Genomic DNA, 20457 nt, shown 5'->3' on the forward strand with positions numbered 1-20457 from the left:
GAGTAATTTCTGGTTTAGCATCTAAAAAACGAATTAAGCCATTTTGAGGTGCGAGTCTCTCCAATAAAATTTTCTCAAAGCCTGTGTTTTTCAGATGTCCATCGATTTTAACACCCAACGCACTAATAAGTCCTTTAACAGCTAATAGTTCAGATAGCTTATTTAAGACTTCTGAATGATAGGTGACAAAAACACTTTGGGGTACATCAGCAATAGTTGTAAAAGTAACTTCTTCTGGGAGCGAAAGCAGCGATGCTATATTTTCTGTTAACAACACATTTAAAATGTGTTCACCAGCAGGTTCTGCTATCCCATCATGCAGAGAAACAATTTTTTCTAAGGTAGCAATAATTGGGTCTGATAACATATTTATTCAAATCAATCTCTCAGGCTTCAAAATCTTCACCAAAAATCTGTTCATCCAGTTCCTGGATTTGCTGATACTGGTTTTTGGCTTTCAACAAATTATCTGCCAATTGCTCGAAGGCTGTATCTAATTCGGGCTTGACTTGATGCTTAAGCCAGATATCCATAACAATTTCACTAAAGTCAAATTCATCATCCACGTTCCCTAAAATTGTTTCAATCTCTCCGACCACTAGTTCAAACATATTAATTTTGTCATGCAAGATCCGCAGAATATACTCTTCGATACTGCCCTTGAGACAAAAGTTAAAAATAAAAACATCTTGGGTTTGTCCAATGCGGTGAATACGACCAATGCGCTGTTCTATTTTCATTGGGTTCCAGGGCAGGTCATAATTAACGATCGCGTTGCAAACTGGATGTTACGTCCCTCTCCGCCTGTTTCAGATGCCAGCAGTACAGAAACAGTATCCCGAAATGCGGCTATAGCCTCATCTTTCTGTTTAAGGGACATCCCACCAGTAAATTCTGCAAAGGGGATATTTGCTGCTTGCAGAGTTTGAGCCAAATAAGTGCTAGTTGCTTTATGGGTTGTGAAGACCAAGGTTTTCTGGGAAGATTTTGAGAGCATCTCTACCAATACTTTTGCTTTCTCGACCTGCTTCACCTGGGCTGCTCGTCTTGCTAAAGACTTCAGTTCTTCATCAGGTAGGCGTTTGGTCAGTTGCTTGAGGGAGTCAGCCAAAGCACCAGGGGATGAACCAGCACGCATTAGCAAATTGGTGCGAGAGAGTCTGTCTAGCTTCTCCTCTGAAGAACGTAGATACTCGCTCAAGTCCTGGTAAAGTTTCTCCTCGCCTGCTGCCGGGGTAACAGTAATTGTGGTGGCGAAGCGTTTGGGCAGTTTGACATCTACTAAGGCGCGGGTATTTCGCACCATGACTTCCCGCATCAGAGAGCGCAACTTTTCGGGATTTTTAGGGACTCGTCCATTCCTGGAATCGACATATTCTTTTTTAAAAGCGGCTTCTGTTTGTAGCAGTCCCGGTTTGAGGAGGGTCAGCAGATTAAACAGTTCAATAAGGGAGTTCTGCACTGGCGTAGCAGTGAGCATAAGGATAAACCGCTTATTGAGGGCGTTGACCAGTTTCCAGTTTAGGGTAGTGCGATTTTTCAGGTGGTGGGCTTCATCAACAACAACTAAGTCCCAAGTGCGACTAGTGACGTGAGGATAATGTTTAGCAGACTTAGCCGTGTTTAATGAAGCGATAATTCGCGGATTATTCGTCCAAAATTCGTCTATCGGTTGTTGCGGGTCACGGTTATCTGTAGTGATAGTAGCAATATTAAATTTGTCACTTAACTCTGATTGCCACTGGGAAACTAGGGATGCGGGAGTTAACACCAGCATGGACTGTACCATACCCCTTGCTAAGTACTCGGCTATGATTAGTCCCGCCTCAATGGTTTTGCCCAATCCGACTTCATCGGCTAGTAATGCGCGTCCACCCAGTTGTCTAAGTACTTTTCGGGCTGTTTCAATCTGATACCAGTATTTGTCAATAGCAGTTAGTGTGGGCAGACAAATTAGCTGATCATAGTCTGCCATTACCGAGAGGCTAAACAGGTCTAAACGCGCTTGGTAGAAGTTAATCGGGTCGTATTTAGCTGCTTTTAGAGCTGACTTGGCAGTGTCAGAATTAAATTTGAATGTATAGTTTGTCTCCATGATGCACCCCTACCAGCTACTTTTGATCACTCCGCAGACACCTAACAGCTATTTTCCCGCATAGTGAGACTGTTAAATCTACATACGGTGAAGTTATATAAAATCTACTGGAATTTCTATCCAAAAATAAACTTTTTTCATCTGATACACGTAAACTGGAAACTAAAACCGAGTCGGTTGACCAAACCTCAACGTATCTTCTAGGAATAATGCCAGTGTCAACTTCTGACCCTCTTTGCCGCATTATCGCCCTGTTTAACCAAGCGGGTGGTGTCGCCAAATCGACACTGACCCAAAATTTGGGATATCACCTAGCGCGACGAAAACATCGTGTTCTCCTCATCGACGTAGACCCCCAAGCGTCCTTGACCAAATTCATGGGGTTAGTGCCATCTCAGTTACAAAAAACCGTTGCTGATGCCATTATCGACGAGCAGCCCTTACCAATTCATGAGGGCATTCACGGCATGGACTTGGTTCCAGCAAGCCGAGTCCTAAGTGGAGCAGAAATGCAGTTAGTCAGTGCTGCGATGCGCGAGTTGCGCCTTAAGGAAGCCATTGAATCTGTTCTAAATGAATACGACTTCATTCTTATAGATTGTCCCCCCAGCTTAGGATTGCTTTCCTATATCGCCTTAGTCGCGGCCACACACGTACTCGTTCCCGTTGAAACCCATATAAAAGCTTTTGAGGGAACGGACGAACTCTTACAAACTATCACCCACGTCAAAAATAAAGCCAATCGCAAAATCACTATAGCCGGGTTTGTTCCCACGCGGTATGCTCAACAGAATTCAGCCGATAAACGCGCATTGGCAGCCATCCAAGAGCAACTTTCTGCTTGGGGTCGTATTTTCCCACCCATCCCCAGAGCTACCGCTTTTGTCGATGCGTCAGAAGAACGTGCGCCTCTAGCAGTATTTGACCCGAAACATCCTGTAATCGCTATTCTTGAAGAAATCGCCAAGGCTTTGGAGGCTTTATGATCCGACGCAAACAAACAGACAAACCCTTTGGGGGTCAAATTACAACTCCACCACCTGCACCTTGGTTATCCTCCCCAGATGCAGATTCCCCAGCCGCAACTGAAACTACTATCAAGCTCTCAGATATAGTTCTGCCCAAACACCAGCCCCGACGATACTTTGACCCACAAGCATTAAAAGAATTAGTCTCGTCAGTCAAACAGCATGGCATCCTCCAACCTTTGTTGGTGCGTCCAATTGGCGGTGGGAAATACGAATTAGTAGCAGGAGAGCGACGTTATCGGGCAGGGCAGGCAGCCAAACTTGAAGTTGCGCCTGTGGTTGTGCGTGAGCTATCTGATGACCAAGCGTTTCAGTTGGCTTTGATTGAAAACCTGCAACGAGAAGACCTTAATCCCGTTGAAGAAACTGAAGGGATCTTGCACCTTTTGGCAATCCGGCTGCATTGCGATGTAGAAGCCGTCAAATCATTGCTGTACCGAATGAAAAACGCTCACAGCAAGGGGGAACAGCCGTCAAAATCCTCATTAAATGAATCTAGGAAAAACGTTTCTCCTAACCCAGATAATCCACAATCTGAGGACAACGTTTCTGACCATTTAGCCGAGAATAATGAATCTAGGAAAAACGTTTCTCCTAACCCAGATAATCCGCAATCTGAGGACAACATTTCTGACCATTTATCTGATGAAACTGAATCTAGGAAAAACGTTTCTCCTAACCTAGATGAAGAACAATCAAACACGGTACAACAGGTGTTTGAGAGCCTGGGACTCATGAATTGGCTATCGTTCATTACCACACGCTTACCTTTGCTCAATCTGCCCGAAGAAATTTTAATGGCACTGCGAGGAGGTCAACTGGAGTACACCAAAGCACAAGTCTTGGCGCGGGTAAGAAATAATGAAATCCGAAAAAAACTTTTGTCCGAAGCGATAGCATCGGATTGGTCTTTAAGTCAAATCAAAGAAAAAATCGCAGCTTGGACGGATGATGAACAAGCATCCTCGTCTAAAGGATCTAACCAAATACCAGACCGCCTTCAAAATATCACCCAGCGCATTAAAAAGCGTCAGCTATGGAAAGAACCTAGAAAGCAAAAGCAGTTAGTAAACCTTTTAAACAAGCTCGAAGCCTTACTAGGGGATGAGTGACTTGGTAAATGCCCTGACTTAAGACAGAAGAGGTAAACCAAAATCAATTTACATCACAGAACTGTCAAAAATTCCCATTCAATGCCATGTCAAAGTTAATTATAGGCATGGTAACAGTCTTATCCAGTTCTTAGGGGATACGGCGACGTATGCCTCCTTACCCGACATAACCAACTTGCCGGAAATTACACACATATAGGCTCGATACCTAATATGCCTAAAAGGGTAGCCACCAATTTTAGGTCAAAGAACTGTAAGAAAAAGAGCCATCTGCAAAAATAAAATTCTCAAACCCAGCCGTGGACATGGTGATAAGGTTTCCATTGTTATTGAAGGTGATGGTGGCAGGGTTAAGGGGATTACCAGAACTCACACCAGAAATGATTAACTCAGAGCGATTGAAAGCACTAAAGTCAAGGGTATCAAAACCGTTGCCGCCATCAACACTGGCAGTACCAAACCCTTTCAAGTAGTCATTTCCAGTACCTAAATCAATGCTGATCCCACCACCGATATTAACTTTCTGTTGAACTTCATCTAGGGTGCTAGTGACGGTAATTTCATCATTACCATCGCCAGTTCTGATTATTCCTTGGCCATAAATACCATAGGCAATAACACCAATTGTCACTGTTGCCTGACCAGTCAGGATGTCACGACCATTACCTGTGTCAATGGTTCCATCGTTGAAGATGCCATAGGCAGTGGCGTTTACTCCTGAAGATTTACCACTACCCGTAATCGTGTCGTTACCCCACCCTGTGGTGATGATGGCATCTGTAATGTTCTGGATGCCGATACCAGTACCGGCGTTGCCAAGGGTGCTACCGTCGCCGCCACTGCCACCAGTACCGATGCCACCGTTGCTGCCGCCAGTACCAGTGCCGATGATAGTATCTTTCCCGCCCCCAGTATCCAGACTGCCACTGTTGCTGATGCCGCTCCCATTCCCACCGCTAGGGTCGCCAAAACCGGTGTTTGTGCCGCCACCGCCACCAGTGCCGGTGCCAGTAATAGTGTCTTCTCCATCCCCTGCATTCAAACTGCCACTGTTGCTGATACCGATTCCATTCCCGCCTTTGCGAGCACCAACATCGCCAGCACTTGTGCCAGCACCATTGCCAGCTATAGTATCTTTTCCGTTCCCTGCATTCAAACTACCACTGTTACTGATGCCAATTCCATTGCCGCCGTCGAAGGTTCTGCCACCCGTGCCATTGCCAGTGATAGTGTCTTCTCCGTCCCCTGCATTCAAACTACCACTGTTGCTAATGCCGATTCCAGTAGTGCCATTGAAGTTTCTTTTGTAGCCACCCGTGCCGTTACCAGTGATAGTATCTTTTCCGCCTCCAGTATCCAATTCGCCACTGTTGCTAATGCCAATTCCATCCCCCGCATCAGTTCCTCTGGAACTGTCACCACCAGTACCAGTGCCGATGACAGTATCTTCTCCGTTGCCTGTATTCAGAATGCCATTGGTGGCAATAGAGATGCCATACCCATCCTCGCCGACACCACCTAAACGACCTGCGCTGCCGCCTGTGCCAGTGCCAGTAATAGTGTCTTTCCCGTCCCCTGCATTTAGACTGCCATTGGTGGCAATAGAGATGCCTATTCCTTTTACGCCCGATTTCTGGGTTGAGTATCTGCTGCCACCAGTACCAGTGCCGATAATAGTGTCTTCTCCATCTCCTGCATTTAGAATGCCATTGGTGGCAATAGAGATGCCGATCCCATTCCCATCCCTAACGCCTGTGCCGCCTGTGCCGTTACCAGTGATAGTATCTTTTCCGTTTCCAGTATCCAATTCGCCACTGTTGCTGATGCCGATTCCATCCCCACCAGCGTTGTCGCCGAAACCACCTGTGCCGTTACCAGTGATAGTATCTTCTCTATCCCCTGTATCCAGACTGCCACCAGTAGCAATGGAGATGCCTGTTCCAGTACTGCCACTGCTTGTACTGCCACTGCTTGTACTGCCTGTAGCCTTGCCCTCAATGGAGTCATTTCCTGAAAATGTACTAATCACACCTCCAGTTAAAATATCAATACCAATTGCCCCAGATGCATTTAAATCTTCCCCGATTAAGCTATCAGGAGCAGGGGTGCCGATGAAATTGGGTGGAACAGTAAGTCTAGGCATGATCAAAATCCTCTCTATTTACGTTAGTTAATATGTCGAATGACGTAAATGCCGTAACGAAAAGGTTTGAAAAATTGCTACATCAAAGTTAAAAAACCGTTATTTACAACGGAAAATAAAGCCTTTTCAGATCATTACACTTTTTATACTAAAAATTAAATTTGAGGAAACTGTGAGGAAATTTGAGATTTTGGGGGATTTCAGAACTCGTGGCTCGGAGTCGGCGCAGCGAAGTGGGTCTTGCGGGCTTGCAGGATCTAGTTGGCCCAACCAGTAATCTTTCTGCCCGTAAGAGCCACCGACTCCGAGAGCGTAGCGGTCACGAGTTCGTCGGTTCAACACGGCTACTGACGGGTCTACTTTAAAAATCGCATTCTATTCTTGTGATTAAACCTGACCTACTCAATTATCTTCAGTACACTGTTGTCTGCCTAGACACAATAAGAATACTTGATACAAAAATGAGTATTGCGGGTAGCAATAGGGAGTATTTAGGCGGAGAATTTCTGTTTTGCTTCAAACGGACGCTCACACCTTTTGGATCAAAAATGAGTATTTGCGCGTCATCTAAAGCCAAATTATTGCTTAGAAACACATGAAAGAGCAAAACTCTACTTTTTCATATTACTTTATACTACATTTGTAACCAAAAAGCTGCACTCCACTTGTGAGCTACACCCTAGCTATCCTGTAAACACCACTTATTACATAGAATTTATGTAGTTTACTAGTATTGAAATAGTAGTTCTAAATACCTTGCTCAAGTGGTAGCTGTTGGGTAGCTCAACTGGTGACACACAGCTACCACTTGAGTAGTAAAAAAGTGAGTTTTTGAAAATTTGATGATTCCCCAACTGGTAGCTATAGAGTAGCCCTACTGCTACCAGTTGAGCATAAGACTTTTTGCGAAAAATTCGGGCGTAATGCTGACTGACAATGACTTACAGCAAATTTTAATCGCCTGTTTTATTCTCAATAACTTCAAAATTGTTGAGAATAGATAATACATTTATGTTGCAATTGTGCTTCAAAAATTATTTCTAGAGCTTAACCTGCCACGCTAACATTCGATTATTTTTCTTTAATGCCTAGTCAGGAATTGTTCATTTTACAATCTCCACGCTTGTTAATAGAGATGAAACTTGTTTTAAGTAGTGAAATTGTCTGATTAGTCACAGTTACAAATAGCAGACATTTTGCACCTAAAACCCCTATTCATATACAAAATGTCTGCTATTTTGCACAGCTTATACACGCTTTTAACCGTTATAGCTGTCAAGGAACTTTGACTATTCACTACAAAATGTCTGCTATTTTGCACATCGCTTTTTTGAAAAATTGCCCTCTAATATTTACTCCAGAAAGCTTTTAGCCATTTTTCTCAAACTGGCTCATTCTCAATAACTCTAAAATTATTGAGAATATATAATACGCTTGTGTTGCAAATGTACTTCAAAAATCCCGCTCAATCGATTAACTCCTTGAGTGAGTAAATCTGAAATCTCCACTGTGAGTTCAGGAGCTATTCTATATATTTAGCGTTAACTGAAACAGAAACTCGTCTAACGCAGTAACTACACTAAACAGTTATAAATCCGTGGACTTAGTGTAGTTTAACCGTAGTAAATCAGTCTCATCCGACACTAATATTTTTGGCCGTCCAAAAGGACAAAAACAGTGCTTTCTTGTCCTTTTGGCCGTCCAGTGAGCGCCAACCTTACTCAATTGTCATGCTCTGCTGACAAATGCCCACCTGTCAACGGACGGCCAAAAGGACAAAAACTGGTCATTTTTGTCCTTTTGGCCGTCCACTGTTTTTGAAAAAAATCTTCTGTAACTTATATCCAGTCTCAATTACAGCCGCTTTTTTGAGCAATTTTTATTGTCAATAAGCTGCGGTCTTATTGACAATGCGTAATCATGATATGTTGCAATTGTGTTTCAAAAATTCTTTCTTGAACTTAACCAACAAGTCAGGTGTACGCTCTGCGTGGCTCACAAGCTAAAACCACGATCCTGCTGTCTGAGCTTTTGTTGCTCCTCCAACAGAAGAGCTTCTAATTCCTGACTCCAATCAGGAGTAAAAGTTGTCACTTTTTTACTATGGGGCAACAATTCTAATACTGCACTAGCAGTAGAATTTCCTTGTGAATCATTATTAAACATCAGGAAAACTTTATCAGTATCTTTGAGAAATTCCATAGGTAGGTTATTCGGGTCATCAGCTACCATAAACATCGTTCTAGTTGGCGGTAGCCTTTCCCTTTTGTGGATCAGGAAAGTGGCGGCTGACATCGCATCAATCGGTGAAGAACACAAAAAGACATTTTCTACCTTGTCCGTAGGTTGCCCTCCCAATCTCAAATAAAACCAACCATTTGCTGTAGAGGTGGTTTGGTCGTACTCCACAGTGCGATGACTTTGCCTTGGCTTTGACCAAATTAATGCGCCAGTTTTTTCACCATCTAAATCACGCTTGATAAACAAAATATTTCGTTGCTCATCCATGTAAAGCAACTGATTATTATGTAATCCTTGCACAATATAATCTGGTATGTAGCGTTTCTCGTTCAAATACTTGTGCAACACTTGCCAAACAACTTTATCCTCTGGTGGTGGCGTAAACTCAGGCTGTTGCTGTTTGCGTTCAATCTCTTGAAAGAGTTTTTCTAACTGCTCAATTGGGAGTGGTTTAGCAGGTTTGAGCAGCAATTCATTAATAGGTTCATCATCACGTTCTGGTTGGTAGTCAATGCCACGATGTTTTTGCAAACCAGGGAAGGTGTAAGCTGCACCTAACTGTGTACCACTAAAAGCCTGCCCATCTTTCTCATAAGAAATTCCTTTAGACTTACCATTCCTAGTGAATCCTGTTCTTACACTGACACTAGCTTGTTGCAGCCGCATGATCAGCGTTGGCATTTGGGGATTATCAACACTAGCCCTATCAATTGTCTGCTGAATCTGCTCCTTAATGATGCGCTCTGGTGGGGTATCGCGCTTACCCAAGTCAAATTCTGACTGCTCTCGCCTTATGCGCCTGATTTGTCCGGTGCTGGGTGTGCGATTCAGTTTTTCTCTACTGCCCTGCACTTGTACTAACTCATAATCTTGCTCGATTTGTCGCAGGACTTTCTCAGAGCGTATATAATCCCAGGAATCATGCACTACTAGCCCTGTATCCATCCTGATGCGGCTGGCTGCAATGTGGATGTGGTCGTCGTCGGTGTTATGGTGGCGGAAGATGACAAACTGATTGGCATCAAAACCCATCTCCTTCATGTAACGGTCGCCAATCTCGTTCCACTTCTCATCATCTAATTTATCGTCTTTAGCTGCTGACAGCGAGACATGATAAACAACTCGGTCTGCATCAGAATTCAGTTGTCGAGACAGCTTAAATTCACGCGCCAATTCACGGGCATTTCTCCCGCTCATGTTGCCGCCGATTAGTTTAGCATCTTCGCGGGATTCCAAATAATCCAACAGTTTGCGAAAACCTCTGCCCTTAGTCTGCTTCCCAATCATCGTCTTCCTCTTCTTCCCAGTCGTCAGATTCAATATCATCCGAGGCAATATCTCGTCTACACTGATGCAGCAGTTCTAAAAGTTCTCTTAGCAGTTCGGGTTTTGCAGGTAAAGTTCGCCCCATTAATATAGCTGTGTTGGTGGCTTTGACAAGCTGGTTTAGATTGTTCCCGATTTGTCCTAATTCCCAATATGTTTGCAAGCTAATTTTACTCAGTCGTTTGGGTAATGGACGCATCAACGCATTGCGCCTCATTAGTTCACTCGCTGACATACCCGCATCAAGTGATTTTATTCGCAGCAAGTCCAGTTCGATATCACTTAACCTCACTGGGAAAATATGCTTTCGGACTAGAGCTTTTGACTGCTTGCGGTTCGCCATAAATCGAGAAGATATCGGGACATTGCGAGGGGGGTTTTTCAAGGGGGGTTTCCCCACTTGAACCAGTCTGCCGTTCGAGCGCAGCGAGACAAAGCGTAAGCTTTGAGGCATCGCTAGCTTCTAGCCCAAATACGGGGAAGGTGCGGTGTCAGATGTTACGGCTATACGGAGGACACAGCAGGGGGCTGAAGGCGGGAGTACTTTCGGCGTAGCCGTGATGCTGATTATCCTACAACTTACAGAGGGATATATCAACGGCGTAGCCGGAATTTGATAAAATCAAGCAGTCGGTAAATTCTGGTTCGGCGTAGCCGCTACAGAGTCGGTACAAATGGCGTAGCCGCTATATGAAAATTCTCTGATTCAGCGAAGCTGGCACACAAAATAATAGTTCAGCGTAGCTGTAATATGAAAAGATAATTCAGCGAAGCTGTTTTAAGTAAAGTTCTCTGATTCAGCGTAGCTGTAATAGCCAGATTTTTTAGCATGAGCTTGAATAAGACTACCAGCGAAGCTGCCACACTAAAAAATATAAGGCGTAGCCGTAGTACAAAAAGGTAATTCGGCGTAGCCGCAATAGTCAATTTTTTTGAGGATTTTGAATCAGATTTTTTCAAATAGTCGATAATTATCAGTTAATCGGTATTCACGAGATAACCATGAGTGAGCATCAGAATTCAGAAGTAATCACGAAAGAGAAGATTGATAAGGCCATTAATCTTCTCAAGTCACAGAAGCCGAAAGAGCGAGAAGCTGTATCGGACAGAGAGACTATCAAGAAAATGAGACGGTACATTGAGAAACTGACCTCTGATAAGTATGGCTACAGTTATGATGAAGTGTCAGAGATGCTGAAAGGACTGGGCATCAATTTGAGTGGCAGCAGAATTAAATATTTAATAGGCGAGTTGAAGAAAAGCAGTCGTCGCCAGCAAAAGACATCTTCAAGCGACGACAAAAATCGGTCATCAAATCCGGCTACTGAAACTCAGCTAGCAGTTGTAAATACTGCATCAGATGAAGCTAGTAGTGAGCCAGAGGAATCAACAGTAAATAGTGCAAAGGGCAAGAGAAAAAGTAAACAGCCAGCACCGCAGCAGCAACAGGCTGAATCAAACCTGTAATTAGAAAAATCCTATGAACATAGAATTATTAATTGGAACATGGCTGTTAACGGGAAGCATTTCTCTAAACAGCGACATAAAATTTATCGGTGATGAACCAGATCCGAATGGTGTCGAAAATTGGTTGAATGGTAACAGCAATAATTTAATTGATCAGGTAGAAGCAACCGAAGGACTTACTCTAACTATCTCATCAGATGGGAAATTTTTTGAAGAAAGAACAGGCGAACCAAAAGTTTATTGGTTTGACAGTGAAGGGGTATTGGAGTCTGAAGTTATACCGTTTAACGGTCATCTAAGTTTCTATGACTCTAAAGCCTTCTTATTGGTTGATGATCTAGTATCGTGGGCTGTACCTAGCGATGAAGTTAATAAAAAAAAGCTCAGATATGACGATGGGGACACGAAAATAGCTGATAGCATTGAAGTTCAAGGCGAACAGCTTATACGAACCATCTCAGTAGTAACGGATGAACTTTACTTAGATAGAGTGATTATCGTATACAAAAAAGCAAATAAGTGAAGGTATGCGCTAACCGCTTTTCATCGTCGTCTAAGTCAGCCAAATTTTTATTACTACCGCTATTAAGACTATCTACATAGCAGGAGTAATATTTTTTCTTTCCGTAGCCCAGGCAGCAACAACATAGAAACAATGGCATCCTAGTTTTAGTCTTTGAACGGGTCAAGTTAGCCACATAATAGGAATCAATATGGGAGAAGCTAAAAGGCGCAAGAATTCAGACCCCAATTGGGGTAAATCTCAAGGATTTAAAAAGTCAGACCCCAATTTGGGTAAATCCGAAGGATTTAATCATCCCAACAAACCTAAAATCACCTATTTGACTGAATCACATCCCGATTATCAAACCGCCTCTGACATTAAAAATGCTCACTACGCTGGCAAATCTCGTGTTTACCTTGTTCGCTTAGATTATGCCGATGGTGAATATTTTGTCGGCGCAGTCAACACATTCTTAGTCGGTACTCAAATTACAGTCAACGCCATCTGGACTCCCTACCCCAACAGCCAACGCACAGGTCTAGAAATTCTAGACAATATCCGTCGAGATATTGGTTTAAAAGCTAGAGACGAAATGTTTCAGGCCGATGCTGTTCTGATCGACTTTGAATCTGAATAAATTTTTTAGCAGTTGGGTACTGGTGATGATTCTGATTCAGCAATCAACATCGGGAAGTATGTACGGGCTAACCACTTTTCATCGTCGTCTAAGTCAGCCAAATTTTTATTACTACCGCTATTAAGATTATCTAATAGCAGGAGTAATATTTTTTCTTTCCGTAGCCCAGCCCTAGAAGCATTACAATTCTCAAAGCTTTAGTTTAATTAGACTGATGACGTTCACCTATTCTCTATACCCAGATAATTGGTCAGAAATTGCCACGGACGTTAAGCAACAAGCCCAGTGGCGTTGTCAAAAATGCGGGTTACAGTGCATTCCCCCTGGTGAAAAAACATCAAAGCTTACACGCTCAAAACGCAGAGTGTACACCCTACAGGTTCATCATTGGGACAGAAATCCAGCAAATAACCATAGCGGCAACCTTATAGCTCTTTGCAGTGCTTGTCACCTTTTATACCATAGAGGTGGGAAATCAAATGTTTCACCGGGGCAGCTATCTTTGTGGTAAATAAGTATGGACGATGATACTCAAGAACTAATCGCAATTCAGCAAGAACTTTCAGGAATCAGCGAACGCCTGAGAAAGATTTTTCCGTCAACTCATCCCCAATTTGACAGCGTGTTTGAAGACGTGGGTGCAGCTGGATATTACATCCGCGAAGCTGGTTATCGTCTAGAATCAGTTCTTATGACTGTTCAAGGTGATAGCTCAGGTTCTGCGAGTGATGCAGAGATTTCAGAAACTGAAATTGAGTAAACTTCAGTAGGCAAACAACGAAAGAAAGTCATCAGCAAGTCAGCCCTAACTTGGGGCGTGCAGAAATTCAAAACTCGCCGCATCGCCCTAGTACTAAAAACTTGGGCAACTTCCGCCACCCCCTCTAACAGGTGATCTGGTGATGATTCTGATTCAGCAATCAACATCGGGAAGTATGTACGGGCTAGCCACTTTTCATCGTCGTCTAAGTCAGCCAAATTTTTATTACTACCGCTATTAAGACTATCTAATAGCAAGAGTAATAATTTTTTAAAGTGCTGCCAGCCCCCCCATCTCTGGGTAAATCGGCTCACCCATCCTTGGGTAGTGTCTATGATTTTGGCGATCGCAGTTTGACCAATTTTCTGCTGCGACTCCCAAAGGTGGGTGAAGGCTTTGACGATGGCGTGACCTGTTTGCTGATCTCGGCTACCAGCTTCAATGCAGAAATCGCAGGCATCAACAACCTCTAATTTTACTCCTGGCAGTTCCCTTAAAAGGAAATTGAGGTCATAATCAGCGCAGAAGTAGAATGTTAGCTCCACATTGGGGCGACGATGTGAACGTAATCGCCCAATCTCTTGGATGATTTCTGCTCTTAGCAGGTCTGTGAGATACTTGTGGAAAGCGCTGTTTTTATCTTCCAGGTTGACCCTTTCACCAGTCATCACCTGATATTGTGCTGCTAAAACACCGATGTTTTGGTAAGGAATGCCAAAACTTGCGATCGCATCACACTCACTAAACCGATTAACACCACGACCATCGACAAAGTGACCGTATTCTGTGCGCCCCTCGGCTTGTGTTGCAATCTGTTTCCAATCAATAATGCCAAGGTTGGGGCAGAGTTTTTTCAAGGTTTCTTTGAGGGCGTTAACACGAGCGCTTAGTGGAAGAGAGCGATTTTTGGGCAGTTTACCCAGCCCAGTGACGTTGACGACTTTTAAATTGTCGTAGTCTGGGCGTTGTTGCTCGATGACTAACACAGGCTCATCGATGCCCAATTTCAATTTCAACTGCTGGGATTTGAATGTGGCATCAAGATAAATATTAAATTGGGCAGAGTGGGCCAATTCAGTATGTTTGGGATTTCGGCGGTAAATGCTGAGTACACCCCATTGAGACTGAAAACTACCATCACCTTTCCAAGCTTCGAGAAAGTCAGGCAACCAGTAATTAGGCAAGTCAAGAAACTCCCTACCTGCTGTTCGTGCGCTGTCTTTAACTACCTTTTTGGCAGCATAACGAGCCGCAGAGCTTTTTTTGAGTTGTTTATCTTGGGTAATATCAATTGAGTCCAAGTCTTCTAAGAAAGTTAAATCAGGTTCAGAGGCTTGCTGAATCGTTTCGATATCTAAGCCTGTGGGGAAAGGGGGCAGCAGCGCACGGATGCTGGCATCATCAAACCCGTAGCGGTCAGTGGGCTTAAGTTGCTGAGTTAACAGTTGGTGTAAAACTAAGAGTGCAGGTTGTAGCTGTGATAGAAGATTTGGTTCTAACAGTAGCAGTTTGCCGACAGTAGTTTCAAAATCGCCTCGGTTCACATCAACCGAGCGCACGGGCTTGATGAGTGTGCCTGCTTCTTCCCATAACCGTCCAACGGTGAAAGTTTGGTCAGCAGCGTTAGTTAAGGTGACTGGTGTAGAGTCTGGGTGCGCTCTGAGTTCAGAATAATTTTGAATTGCTGTGCGTTTTTGAAAGCGGAATCCAAAACCGTCCCCGTAAGCAAAACGGCACTGATTTTTAAGGGAACAACCGCCACAGATGGGACTAATGCCGCTCTCTTCAAAATCAAGGCTGCTAAAATTTTTGTTGCGGAAGGCATTAAATAAGTAAGTTCTGTGACAATTGCCGTCAGTGTCGGCAGTCTCACCCGCTTTAGTCCACAGTTTAAAGTCCTCACCTGTAGGAGTTTTGCGAGTGGGATCTAGTTTAAAGCCGTTGTGTCGCACTGGCAGATCAACAAAGTTTTCTTCAATGGGCAGTGTAGATGGGTTTCTGTGGTTGGCATCCTGGTAAATTAGTTTATCAACACCGAATAAGGCCGCCGTCAATTGCCCCGCATTGTAAGACTTGCCCAGTCCAGGGTGGGAATTATCTAAGATTTGTGTCCAGCCCTTAGAAACAGCTTCCACCCAAGCAGCAATATGTTCCTCTGGCTGGCAGGAGATAGAGATATTGCCTGTAACTTCAGTTATGTACGGGATATTGCCGGGTTTGTAAATAATTACATTGGGCGAAGGCGTGTCAATTTCAGGTAAGGGCAATGGTTGTGGTGGGGCTTTAAATCCTTTAAATATCGAACTAAATGGAGCGATTGCTTGCTTCAATAAATTTTGGAAGCTGCTCAAGTCCTCTCTAACTCGCCCAAGCTCCCACTGTTCACGGTTAATTACTCCTTTGGGCTGGTATGCTTGGTACTGCCGTTGCGGGAAGCGAAAGCCATACTGTTTGGCAATGTGAAACAGTGTACCGATTGAGATTCCCCCACGTCTAAAACTGCGAATCTTAGCGCGAATGTTCCAAGTTGAGCCTTTGATACTGGGCGACCACTGCTCGGCTATGATTTCCGCATCTGTTGCCCCATAATGATTAACCAGTGCCATCAACACCTGACGGCATTCGTCATAGTTACCGCTTCCTGGGGTACGTGGTGGGATGAATGAAAGAGCGTTTTGGATTAGCTGGTCAATGTCCCAGCCTTCAGTGAGGGAAATCTCACGCCACTCTTTACGCCGTGACTCAATTTCTTGAATTCTTAGCTGATACTCAATACGTTCCTGTTGCGCGATCGCAATCGCCTCACTTATCCATTCTGCTGGTAAAGTGGCTTTAGGGTTGACCAGGGGGAATTCTGCTTCTGTGCTGCCGTAGAAAACACGACTTGCATCTTTACAAGCTGGATCATGCGGTAACTGCTGCATGAGGAAGCGTGTACAAGCTTCTACAGTATCAGCGCCTTGGACATATTCGGGGAGAAGGAAAACCAACCGGAATTTATGCCAGTCTTGTTTGTGACTGGCAGTGGTGTACATTAAGGCGCAGTGTTTTTTAATGAAGGGATGGACTAGCGCTTCTTCGATCGTTAATTGGTGATCGTAAACTTTGATAGAATTGCCGTTAGCGTCCTTAATCGGCTTGTCATAAGCATCACGGGCGACATCGGAATTATCAATGTCAATTAGTAGCCAGTGAGAACCGATAATATTGGCCTTACTGCGCCATTTACCATCCAACAAGCCAGCACAGATGGCGTGACCTGCTTTAATATGTTGCTGGACATCGGCTAGAGTGCCTTCTACATCAACGAAGTTGCTGGCTAGCTTCTTAAAGTCCCAGTCTTTGTTTGTGCCAGTTGCGTTAAACGCAAACTTGATTATCCGACTCTCAATCAACTCAAGTTTTGTCAAAGCAGCAGAATTTGCCCCTTGAGCATCTGCTGATTGCGGCGATACTGAGTGATGAGATTGTTGTAATGGTGACATGAGAGCTATTCCTCCAGTTTGTGTGTTGGAGGAATTGGAGCTATCCCGAAAGTAATCTTCTAATACAAACGTTCAGAAATCGAATTTGATAAAATTCCTGAGTTGCCGTTTTTTGTGTAGCCAGTGTTACAATCGCTTAACACTCAAAAAGGTTTGATAAGATTACTATTAGGGATATTAATTAGGCGGCGAAACCTATACCCCAATTCCAATTGAAAGCCCGTTTGTCTCATCGAGACTTAGGGTTTTCAGCTTTTAGCCTATTCGTACTTGGCTAACCAAGCCTTGATGAACTCGGTTACTTCCTCCTCTTGAATTACAAACGTAGTACCTTTTCTCCTGAGAGCCAGAATTTTCATACTGCCCATCTCAGAATAAAGATGTGGGTTGTGGTCAGATGCTGCCTGAGTTGGACTCCATAAGACCAAAACTTTTCCTGTCGGTGTTTTTGTTACCTCTTTCGAGGACATTCCAAACAAATCTCTATTTTTAGTCAGCCATCTCTCGTAATCCGATAGCTCAACTAATGGGCAGGGTTTCCAGGTGGTTAAACCATTTTTATCTTTCTTTTTCACCTGTAGAATTTCCCTTTTTTCGTTGTAGACCACCTGACTATCTCCCCGTGAACGAATGGAGATAAACAGATGTGTCTTTCTCGGAAACCTAATAAACAAGTCGATGGGGTTCTTGTCTTCGGGCTTTAGCACTGGAAAGACTTGTATACCCTGGCTTTTAAACTCATTCAAAAGTAGGGCTGTTAATTTTTCCAGCCGCGCAAGTTTTTGAATTCGTATCAACGGCTTGTAAGCCAATCCAAAAAGAACCCATCCAAATGGATGAATTATGCCTCCTGTAGCCAGCGCAGCAGCACCAGCCGCTAGAGCTTGAGTGGACGCATAGTCTTTCGCCTCCCTAAGCATCTCTAATGCCGGTTCGTTGTGCGGCGGGAGTTGAAAATCGGTTGGTGGGTCTTTCACTGTAGTCATTGGAGACAACAAAATTAATGATGTGAAATTATACGAACTTTACTGATAGTAATGTTTGACACTGGATTTTGAGCAAATAGCCCTACTTTCTGTAAATAGGCCAGAATTTCCCTTAGAGCGTTTTTTTCTGATTGGCTTTCTTTGGTCATGCTGTACCCTTACCTTTTTTGCCCTTGGGTGTGGAGGAAGGTTGCTCATGATTTGCTAGCCAAAGGCTAATTGCTTCATCTAGTGCATCGCTTTGGGTTATTTGCAAAGCAGTGCAAGCAATTTTAAAGTTTAAAGCTTTCTCCTTTGGTATGTACCCGCTAACTTGAGTGAAATTTGGATCGTCTCGTCTTGTTACCACATCACTGTTTTCTATTTGTTCTGAAAACATTTTGACATTACCTCAAGAAAATTAGCAAAACATTACTTCATTACTTCATGAAGTAATGCTATCATAACACTAGCAAGCCAAAAAACGACGCATAACATAGGTGACAGAAGCCGGAAAGCGAAGTGATGGCAAGCCCTTAACTGGATATGTGGATTTAAAGCGATTGAGCCTCTAAATTCTCCAAAGCCAGAAAAAACAAGACTTTAACAAACAACAGAACCATGACAGCTATATATTCCAATGCCAAAAATTGGCTAGTTCAGGCAGACTTGTTAGCCAAATCAGGGCTAACTGACCTGATCGCCGGAAAAGACTCAGGTGCAGGGTATGGCAAGGCAATCATCGGTGATTTTTCTATCATGATGCCAGCCGTATACTCACTTGTTCGCAACCGCAACATCATGCACCACGAAACCATCTCAAAAGATGGGGCATGGGTGCGTTATGTACAAGGTTCACGCCTGGACTTAAAAGATGTTCAATTCTTCTGGGGCAGTGCGGCTCTAGCTCAAAGTGACCACACCCTGCTACACGAGGATAAAGCGAAAAAGGCAGAACTGGCGTTAGAAAGCATCCTTGCAGACTTAGAAGTTCTGAATATTCCCGATGAAGTCAAGCTAGAAATTGGTTTGAGCAATCACAACCCAGAACGCTGGGGCCAAGAGATTAAGCGCCGAGTAGAAGGGACTCACACCTTTGAACATCTGCACCCACTTACTCGTTCCATTGTCACCAAGACAGTTGAGATTGTAGTCACAGGCATTTATCCCGAAGGGTTTGGAAGTATTGCCCACTGCTTATTTGGTGAAGCGTCCCTGGTACTTGACCCCTCAGAATTAGCGATCGCTCTTGATATCGGTTCATCAACTTGGTTGATTACCGTGTTCAACGGCAGTGGTGCAGTGATTGACCGTCACTTGATTGAAGGTGGAGCCGGTGAACTGCATTCGATGATTGCAGAAACCCTCGACAAGCGAAACGACCGAGTGAGTCTGCTGTCCAAGGATGTGAAGCACTCGCCCAGTCTCGTTAACCAGGGAATTATTGAAGGCACTTTCACATACGGCGGCAACCACCTCACAGGCAAGAAGTTTGAAACCGAGTACAGCCAATGTCTAGATCAGTGGTGGAGTAACAGGATTGAGAAATTCGCCAACTTTGTGACTGCTGGCAATTATCTAGATCGTGCTAAATACCTTGTCGCCTGGGGTGGGGGTGTTTCTCTACCAGTGGTGGATCAAAACTTAGCCGGTTTAGGCTTTGTGGTCTTGAATAATCCCCAATTCATCAATGCCTTGGGGTTGAAGCTATTAACTCAAATTGCAAGAGGAGCTTAATCAATGAATTACGAATCTCGGCGTATAACCATCTCCTACCTAGCAGTAATTGAATTGTGCAAGATGTTTGATTTACCCCAAGATGCACCGACACAGGCATTATCAGCAGGTGTAGAGAAGCTGATTTTTCAACACGGCAATGTACAACCATCGCCCAAAGTTGAAACAGCGCAATCTACACAGCCCAATAAATCAGCATTGACAGCGATGGTCACTAATTTCAAAGGGGCAGCATGAGCAGAACCACATTCAGAAACACGGTTTTAGGCATTGGTGCAACAGCAGCAGCGTTAGCCCTTGGCTACTTCGGAGTCCAGCAGCTTGGCAGAAACAATATGTTCACTATCGCCGCAGCTGTCGGGGGTGCAGGGGCTATCAGCTATGTACTTCAAAAACCTGCTCAACCAGAAGCCCCAACCGCACCGATGAAAACCCAAAGAAAAGGGAAAAAGTCATGAGTGACCAAGACACCCAAAAGACACAACCAAGCCTAACAACAACCGAAATCATGACCATCATCCTCGGTTGCGAACAGACTTTAAGGTTTGTACAAGCATCTCCCAATTACAAACAAATCGAAGCCTCCGAAAAGTTCAGTACATCGAATGACTTAAAGATTGGTGATGCTGTGCAAGCTTTGATGGAGATTCACGAAGCCATCCTAAATATCGAGTTCTATTCCCAAGTTGAGGGACAACCAAATGCTTTCAACGACAGCCTTAGTGCGTAACCATTTGTACCAATTCCGTGGTCAACAACTGCGCTACAGCCATCGCTCTAATTGTCGAGTCAATGCACCTTTCATTTTCAATGACTCCAAGGGCAGGCGAAGAGAATTAAGTCGTGCGATTCGTTACTAAGTAAAAATGCTTAATAAGCATATAGCCTAGTCAGTGAAACTAGGAGCAATCCTAGCACTGAACTCTCAGACTGATGTGGGTGAAAGTCCTACCCGC

Annotated in this window: 19 protein-coding genes and 1 pseudogene; 11 read left to right on the top strand and 9 right to left on the bottom strand. The window is 43.9% G+C overall.

Annotated features, from left to right (window positions below; translation table 11 throughout):
• The 3 genes and pseudogenes from H6G97_RS30725 to H6G97_RS30730 form a co-directional block, all read right to left on the bottom strand.
• A pseudogene (locus H6G97_RS30725) lies at nucleotides 1-367 on the bottom strand (hypothetical protein); the annotation flags it as partial.
• 19 nt (nucleotides 368-386) lie between these two features.
• Nucleotides 387-740, bottom strand: coding sequence for a hypothetical protein (locus tag H6G97_RS53085; RefSeq protein WP_242055433.1), 354 nt, complete (start codon nucleotides 738-740; stop codon nucleotides 387-389).
• A complete protein-coding gene (locus tag H6G97_RS30730; protein WP_242055434.1) occupies nucleotides 737-2095 on the bottom strand; it encodes a DEAD/DEAH box helicase in 1359 nt (452 codons plus the stop codon). Before H6G97_RS30730 ends, H6G97_RS53085 begins: the two co-directional genes overlap by 4 nt.
• A gap of 209 nt (nucleotides 2096-2304) precedes the next feature.
• On the opposite strand from H6G97_RS30730, the gene H6G97_RS30735 reads away from it, so the two are divergent.
• Both H6G97_RS30735 and H6G97_RS30740 read left to right on the top strand, forming a co-directional pair.
• Nucleotides 2305-3081, top strand: a complete 777-nt coding sequence (locus H6G97_RS30735; RefSeq protein ID WP_190944295.1) for a ParA family protein — start codon at nucleotides 2305-2307, stop codon at nucleotides 3079-3081.
• Nucleotides 3078-4235: a ParB/RepB/Spo0J family partition protein gene (locus H6G97_RS30740; RefSeq protein WP_199349766.1), complete on the top strand. Its 1158-nt coding sequence runs from the start codon at nucleotides 3078-3080 to the stop codon at nucleotides 4233-4235. The genes H6G97_RS30735 and H6G97_RS30740 overlap by 4 nt, the downstream gene beginning before the upstream one ends.
• Nucleotides 4236-4473: 238 nt before the next feature.
• Here H6G97_RS30740 and H6G97_RS30745 read toward each other — a convergent pair whose 3' ends face one another.
• The 3 genes from H6G97_RS30745 to H6G97_RS30755 all read right to left on the bottom strand — a co-directional run bounded on the left by H6G97_RS30745 (nucleotide 4474) and on the right by H6G97_RS30755 (nucleotide 10399).
• Nucleotides 4474-6378 (bottom strand): beta strand repeat-containing protein, encoded by a 1905-nt coding sequence (locus H6G97_RS30745; protein WP_190944296.1) that lies wholly within the window; start codon nucleotides 6376-6378, stop codon nucleotides 4474-4476.
• Between the two features lie 1995 nt (nucleotides 6379-8373).
• A complete protein-coding gene (locus H6G97_RS30750) occupies nucleotides 8374-9906 on the bottom strand; it encodes a relaxase/mobilization nuclease domain-containing protein (RefSeq protein ID WP_190944297.1) in 1533 nt (510 codons plus the stop codon).
• Nucleotides 9887-10399: a plasmid mobilization protein gene (locus H6G97_RS30755; RefSeq protein ID WP_242055437.1), complete on the bottom strand. Its 513-nt coding sequence runs from the start codon at nucleotides 10397-10399 to the stop codon at nucleotides 9887-9889. The genes H6G97_RS30750 and H6G97_RS30755 overlap by 20 nt, the downstream gene beginning before the upstream one ends.
• A gap of 34 nt (nucleotides 10400-10433) precedes the next feature.
• On the opposite strand from H6G97_RS30755, the gene H6G97_RS54935 reads away from it, so the two are divergent.
• From H6G97_RS54935 to H6G97_RS30775, 5 genes are all read left to right on the top strand, one after another.
• On the top strand, nucleotides 10434-10562 hold the full coding sequence (locus H6G97_RS54935; RefSeq protein WP_277883357.1) for a hypothetical protein: 129 nt from the start codon (nucleotides 10434-10436) through the stop codon (nucleotides 10560-10562).
• Nucleotides 10563-10947: 385 nt separating this feature from the next.
• Complete coding sequence (locus H6G97_RS30760) at nucleotides 10948-11412, top strand: hypothetical protein (protein ID WP_190944298.1); 465 nt, start codon at nucleotides 10948-10950, stop codon at nucleotides 11410-11412.
• A 13-nt stretch (nucleotides 11413-11425) separates the two neighbouring features.
• Nucleotides 11426-11935 (top strand): hypothetical protein, encoded by a 510-nt coding sequence (locus H6G97_RS30765; RefSeq protein ID WP_190944299.1) that lies wholly within the window; start codon nucleotides 11426-11428, stop codon nucleotides 11933-11935.
• A 190-nt stretch (nucleotides 11936-12125) separates the two neighbouring features.
• Nucleotides 12126-12554 carry a hypothetical protein gene (locus tag H6G97_RS30770; protein ID WP_190944300.1) on the top strand — a complete coding sequence of 143 codons (429 nt, stop codon included), beginning with the start codon at nucleotides 12126-12128 and terminating at the stop codon, nucleotides 12552-12554.
• A gap of 517 nt (nucleotides 12555-13071) precedes the next feature.
• Complete coding sequence (locus H6G97_RS30775) at nucleotides 13072-13314, top strand: hypothetical protein (protein ID WP_190944301.1); 243 nt, start codon at nucleotides 13072-13074, stop codon at nucleotides 13312-13314.
• Here the strand turns inward: H6G97_RS30775 and H6G97_RS30780 are convergent.
• From H6G97_RS30780 to H6G97_RS30790, 3 genes are all read right to left on the bottom strand, one after another.
• Nucleotides 13254-16799, bottom strand: a complete 3546-nt coding sequence (locus H6G97_RS30780) for a PriCT-2 domain-containing protein (protein WP_190944302.1) — start codon at nucleotides 16797-16799, stop codon at nucleotides 13254-13256. The genes H6G97_RS30775 and H6G97_RS30780 overlap by 61 nt on opposite strands.
• Nucleotides 16800-17059: 260 nt before the next feature.
• Complete coding sequence (locus H6G97_RS30785) at nucleotides 17060-17785, bottom strand: hypothetical protein (protein WP_185585980.1); 726 nt, start codon at nucleotides 17783-17785, stop codon at nucleotides 17060-17062.
• A gap of 145 nt (nucleotides 17786-17930) precedes the next feature.
• A complete protein-coding gene (locus H6G97_RS30790; protein ID WP_185585979.1) occupies nucleotides 17931-18164 on the bottom strand; it encodes a hypothetical protein in 234 nt (77 codons plus the stop codon).
• A gap of 221 nt (nucleotides 18165-18385) precedes the next feature.
• Between H6G97_RS30790 and H6G97_RS30795 the strand changes: the two genes are divergently transcribed.
• From H6G97_RS30795 to H6G97_RS30810, 4 genes are read left to right on the top strand one after another with little or no spacing between them, the layout of a single operon-like run.
• Entirely contained in the window at nucleotides 18386-19501 is a 1116-nt protein-coding gene (locus H6G97_RS30795; RefSeq protein WP_190944303.1) for a ParM/StbA family protein, read from the top strand.
• Between the two features lie 3 nt (nucleotides 19502-19504).
• Nucleotides 19505-19738 (top strand): hypothetical protein, encoded by a 234-nt coding sequence (locus H6G97_RS30800; RefSeq protein WP_190944304.1) that lies wholly within the window; start codon nucleotides 19505-19507, stop codon nucleotides 19736-19738.
• Nucleotides 19735-19959, top strand: a complete 225-nt coding sequence (locus H6G97_RS30805) for a hypothetical protein (RefSeq protein ID WP_190944305.1) — start codon at nucleotides 19735-19737, stop codon at nucleotides 19957-19959. Before H6G97_RS30800 ends, H6G97_RS30805 begins: the two co-directional genes overlap by 4 nt.
• A complete protein-coding gene (locus H6G97_RS30810; protein ID WP_190944306.1) occupies nucleotides 19956-20231 on the top strand; it encodes a hypothetical protein in 276 nt (91 codons plus the stop codon). The genes H6G97_RS30805 and H6G97_RS30810 overlap by 4 nt, the downstream gene beginning before the upstream one ends.
• Nucleotides 20232-20457 lie beyond the last annotated feature (226 nt).

Origin of the sequence: Nostoc flagelliforme FACHB-838 (assembly GCF_014698065.1) — a bacterium.
Taxonomy (GTDB): Bacteria; Cyanobacteriota; Cyanobacteriia; order Cyanobacteriales; family Nostocaceae; genus Nostoc; species Nostoc flagelliforme_B.

Excerpts from the sequence above, each read along its gene's own strand:
- H6G97_RS53085 (WP_242055433.1), bottom strand. The coding sequence starts at position 740 with ATGAAAATAGAACAGCGCATTGGTCGTATTCACCGCATTGGACAAACC.
- H6G97_RS30730 (WP_242055434.1), bottom strand. The coding sequence starts at position 2,095 with ATGGAGACAAACTATACATTCAAATTTAATTCTGACACTGCCAAGTCA.
- H6G97_RS30735 (WP_190944295.1), top strand. The coding sequence starts at position 2,305 with ATGCCAGTGTCAACTTCTGACCCTCTTTGCCGCATTATCGCCCTGTTT.
- H6G97_RS30740 (WP_199349766.1), top strand. The coding sequence starts at position 3,078 with ATGATCCGACGCAAACAAACAGACAAACCCTTTGGGGGTCAAATTACA.
- H6G97_RS30745 (WP_190944296.1), bottom strand. The coding sequence starts at position 6,378 with ATGCCTAGACTTACTGTTCCACCCAATTTCATCGGCACCCCTGCTCCT.
- H6G97_RS30750 (WP_190944297.1), bottom strand. The coding sequence starts at position 9,906 with ATGATTGGGAAGCAGACTAAGGGCAGAGGTTTTCGCAAACTGTTGGAT.
- H6G97_RS30755 (WP_242055437.1), bottom strand. The coding sequence starts at position 10,399 with ATGCCTCAAAGCTTACGCTTTGTCTCGCTGCGCTCGAACGGCAGACTG.
- H6G97_RS30760 (WP_190944298.1), top strand. The coding sequence starts at position 10,948 with ATGAGTGAGCATCAGAATTCAGAAGTAATCACGAAAGAGAAGATTGAT.
- H6G97_RS30765 (WP_190944299.1), top strand. The coding sequence starts at position 11,426 with ATGAACATAGAATTATTAATTGGAACATGGCTGTTAACGGGAAGCATT.
- H6G97_RS30770 (WP_190944300.1), top strand. The coding sequence starts at position 12,126 with ATGGGAGAAGCTAAAAGGCGCAAGAATTCAGACCCCAATTGGGGTAAA.
- H6G97_RS30775 (WP_190944301.1), top strand. The coding sequence starts at position 13,072 with ATGGACGATGATACTCAAGAACTAATCGCAATTCAGCAAGAACTTTCA.
- H6G97_RS30780 (WP_190944302.1), bottom strand. The coding sequence starts at position 16,799 with ATGTCACCATTACAACAATCTCATCACTCAGTATCGCCGCAATCAGCA.
- H6G97_RS30785 (WP_185585980.1), bottom strand. The coding sequence starts at position 17,785 with ATGACTACAGTGAAAGACCCACCAACCGATTTTCAACTCCCGCCGCAC.
- H6G97_RS30790 (WP_185585979.1), bottom strand. The coding sequence starts at position 18,164 with ATGTTTTCAGAACAAATAGAAAACAGTGATGTGGTAACAAGACGAGAC.
- H6G97_RS30795 (WP_190944303.1), top strand. The coding sequence starts at position 18,386 with ATGACAGCTATATATTCCAATGCCAAAAATTGGCTAGTTCAGGCAGAC.
- H6G97_RS30800 (WP_190944304.1), top strand. The coding sequence starts at position 19,505 with ATGAATTACGAATCTCGGCGTATAACCATCTCCTACCTAGCAGTAATT.
- H6G97_RS30805 (WP_190944305.1), top strand. The coding sequence starts at position 19,735 with ATGAGCAGAACCACATTCAGAAACACGGTTTTAGGCATTGGTGCAACA.
- H6G97_RS30810 (WP_190944306.1), top strand. The coding sequence starts at position 19,956 with ATGAGTGACCAAGACACCCAAAAGACACAACCAAGCCTAACAACAACC.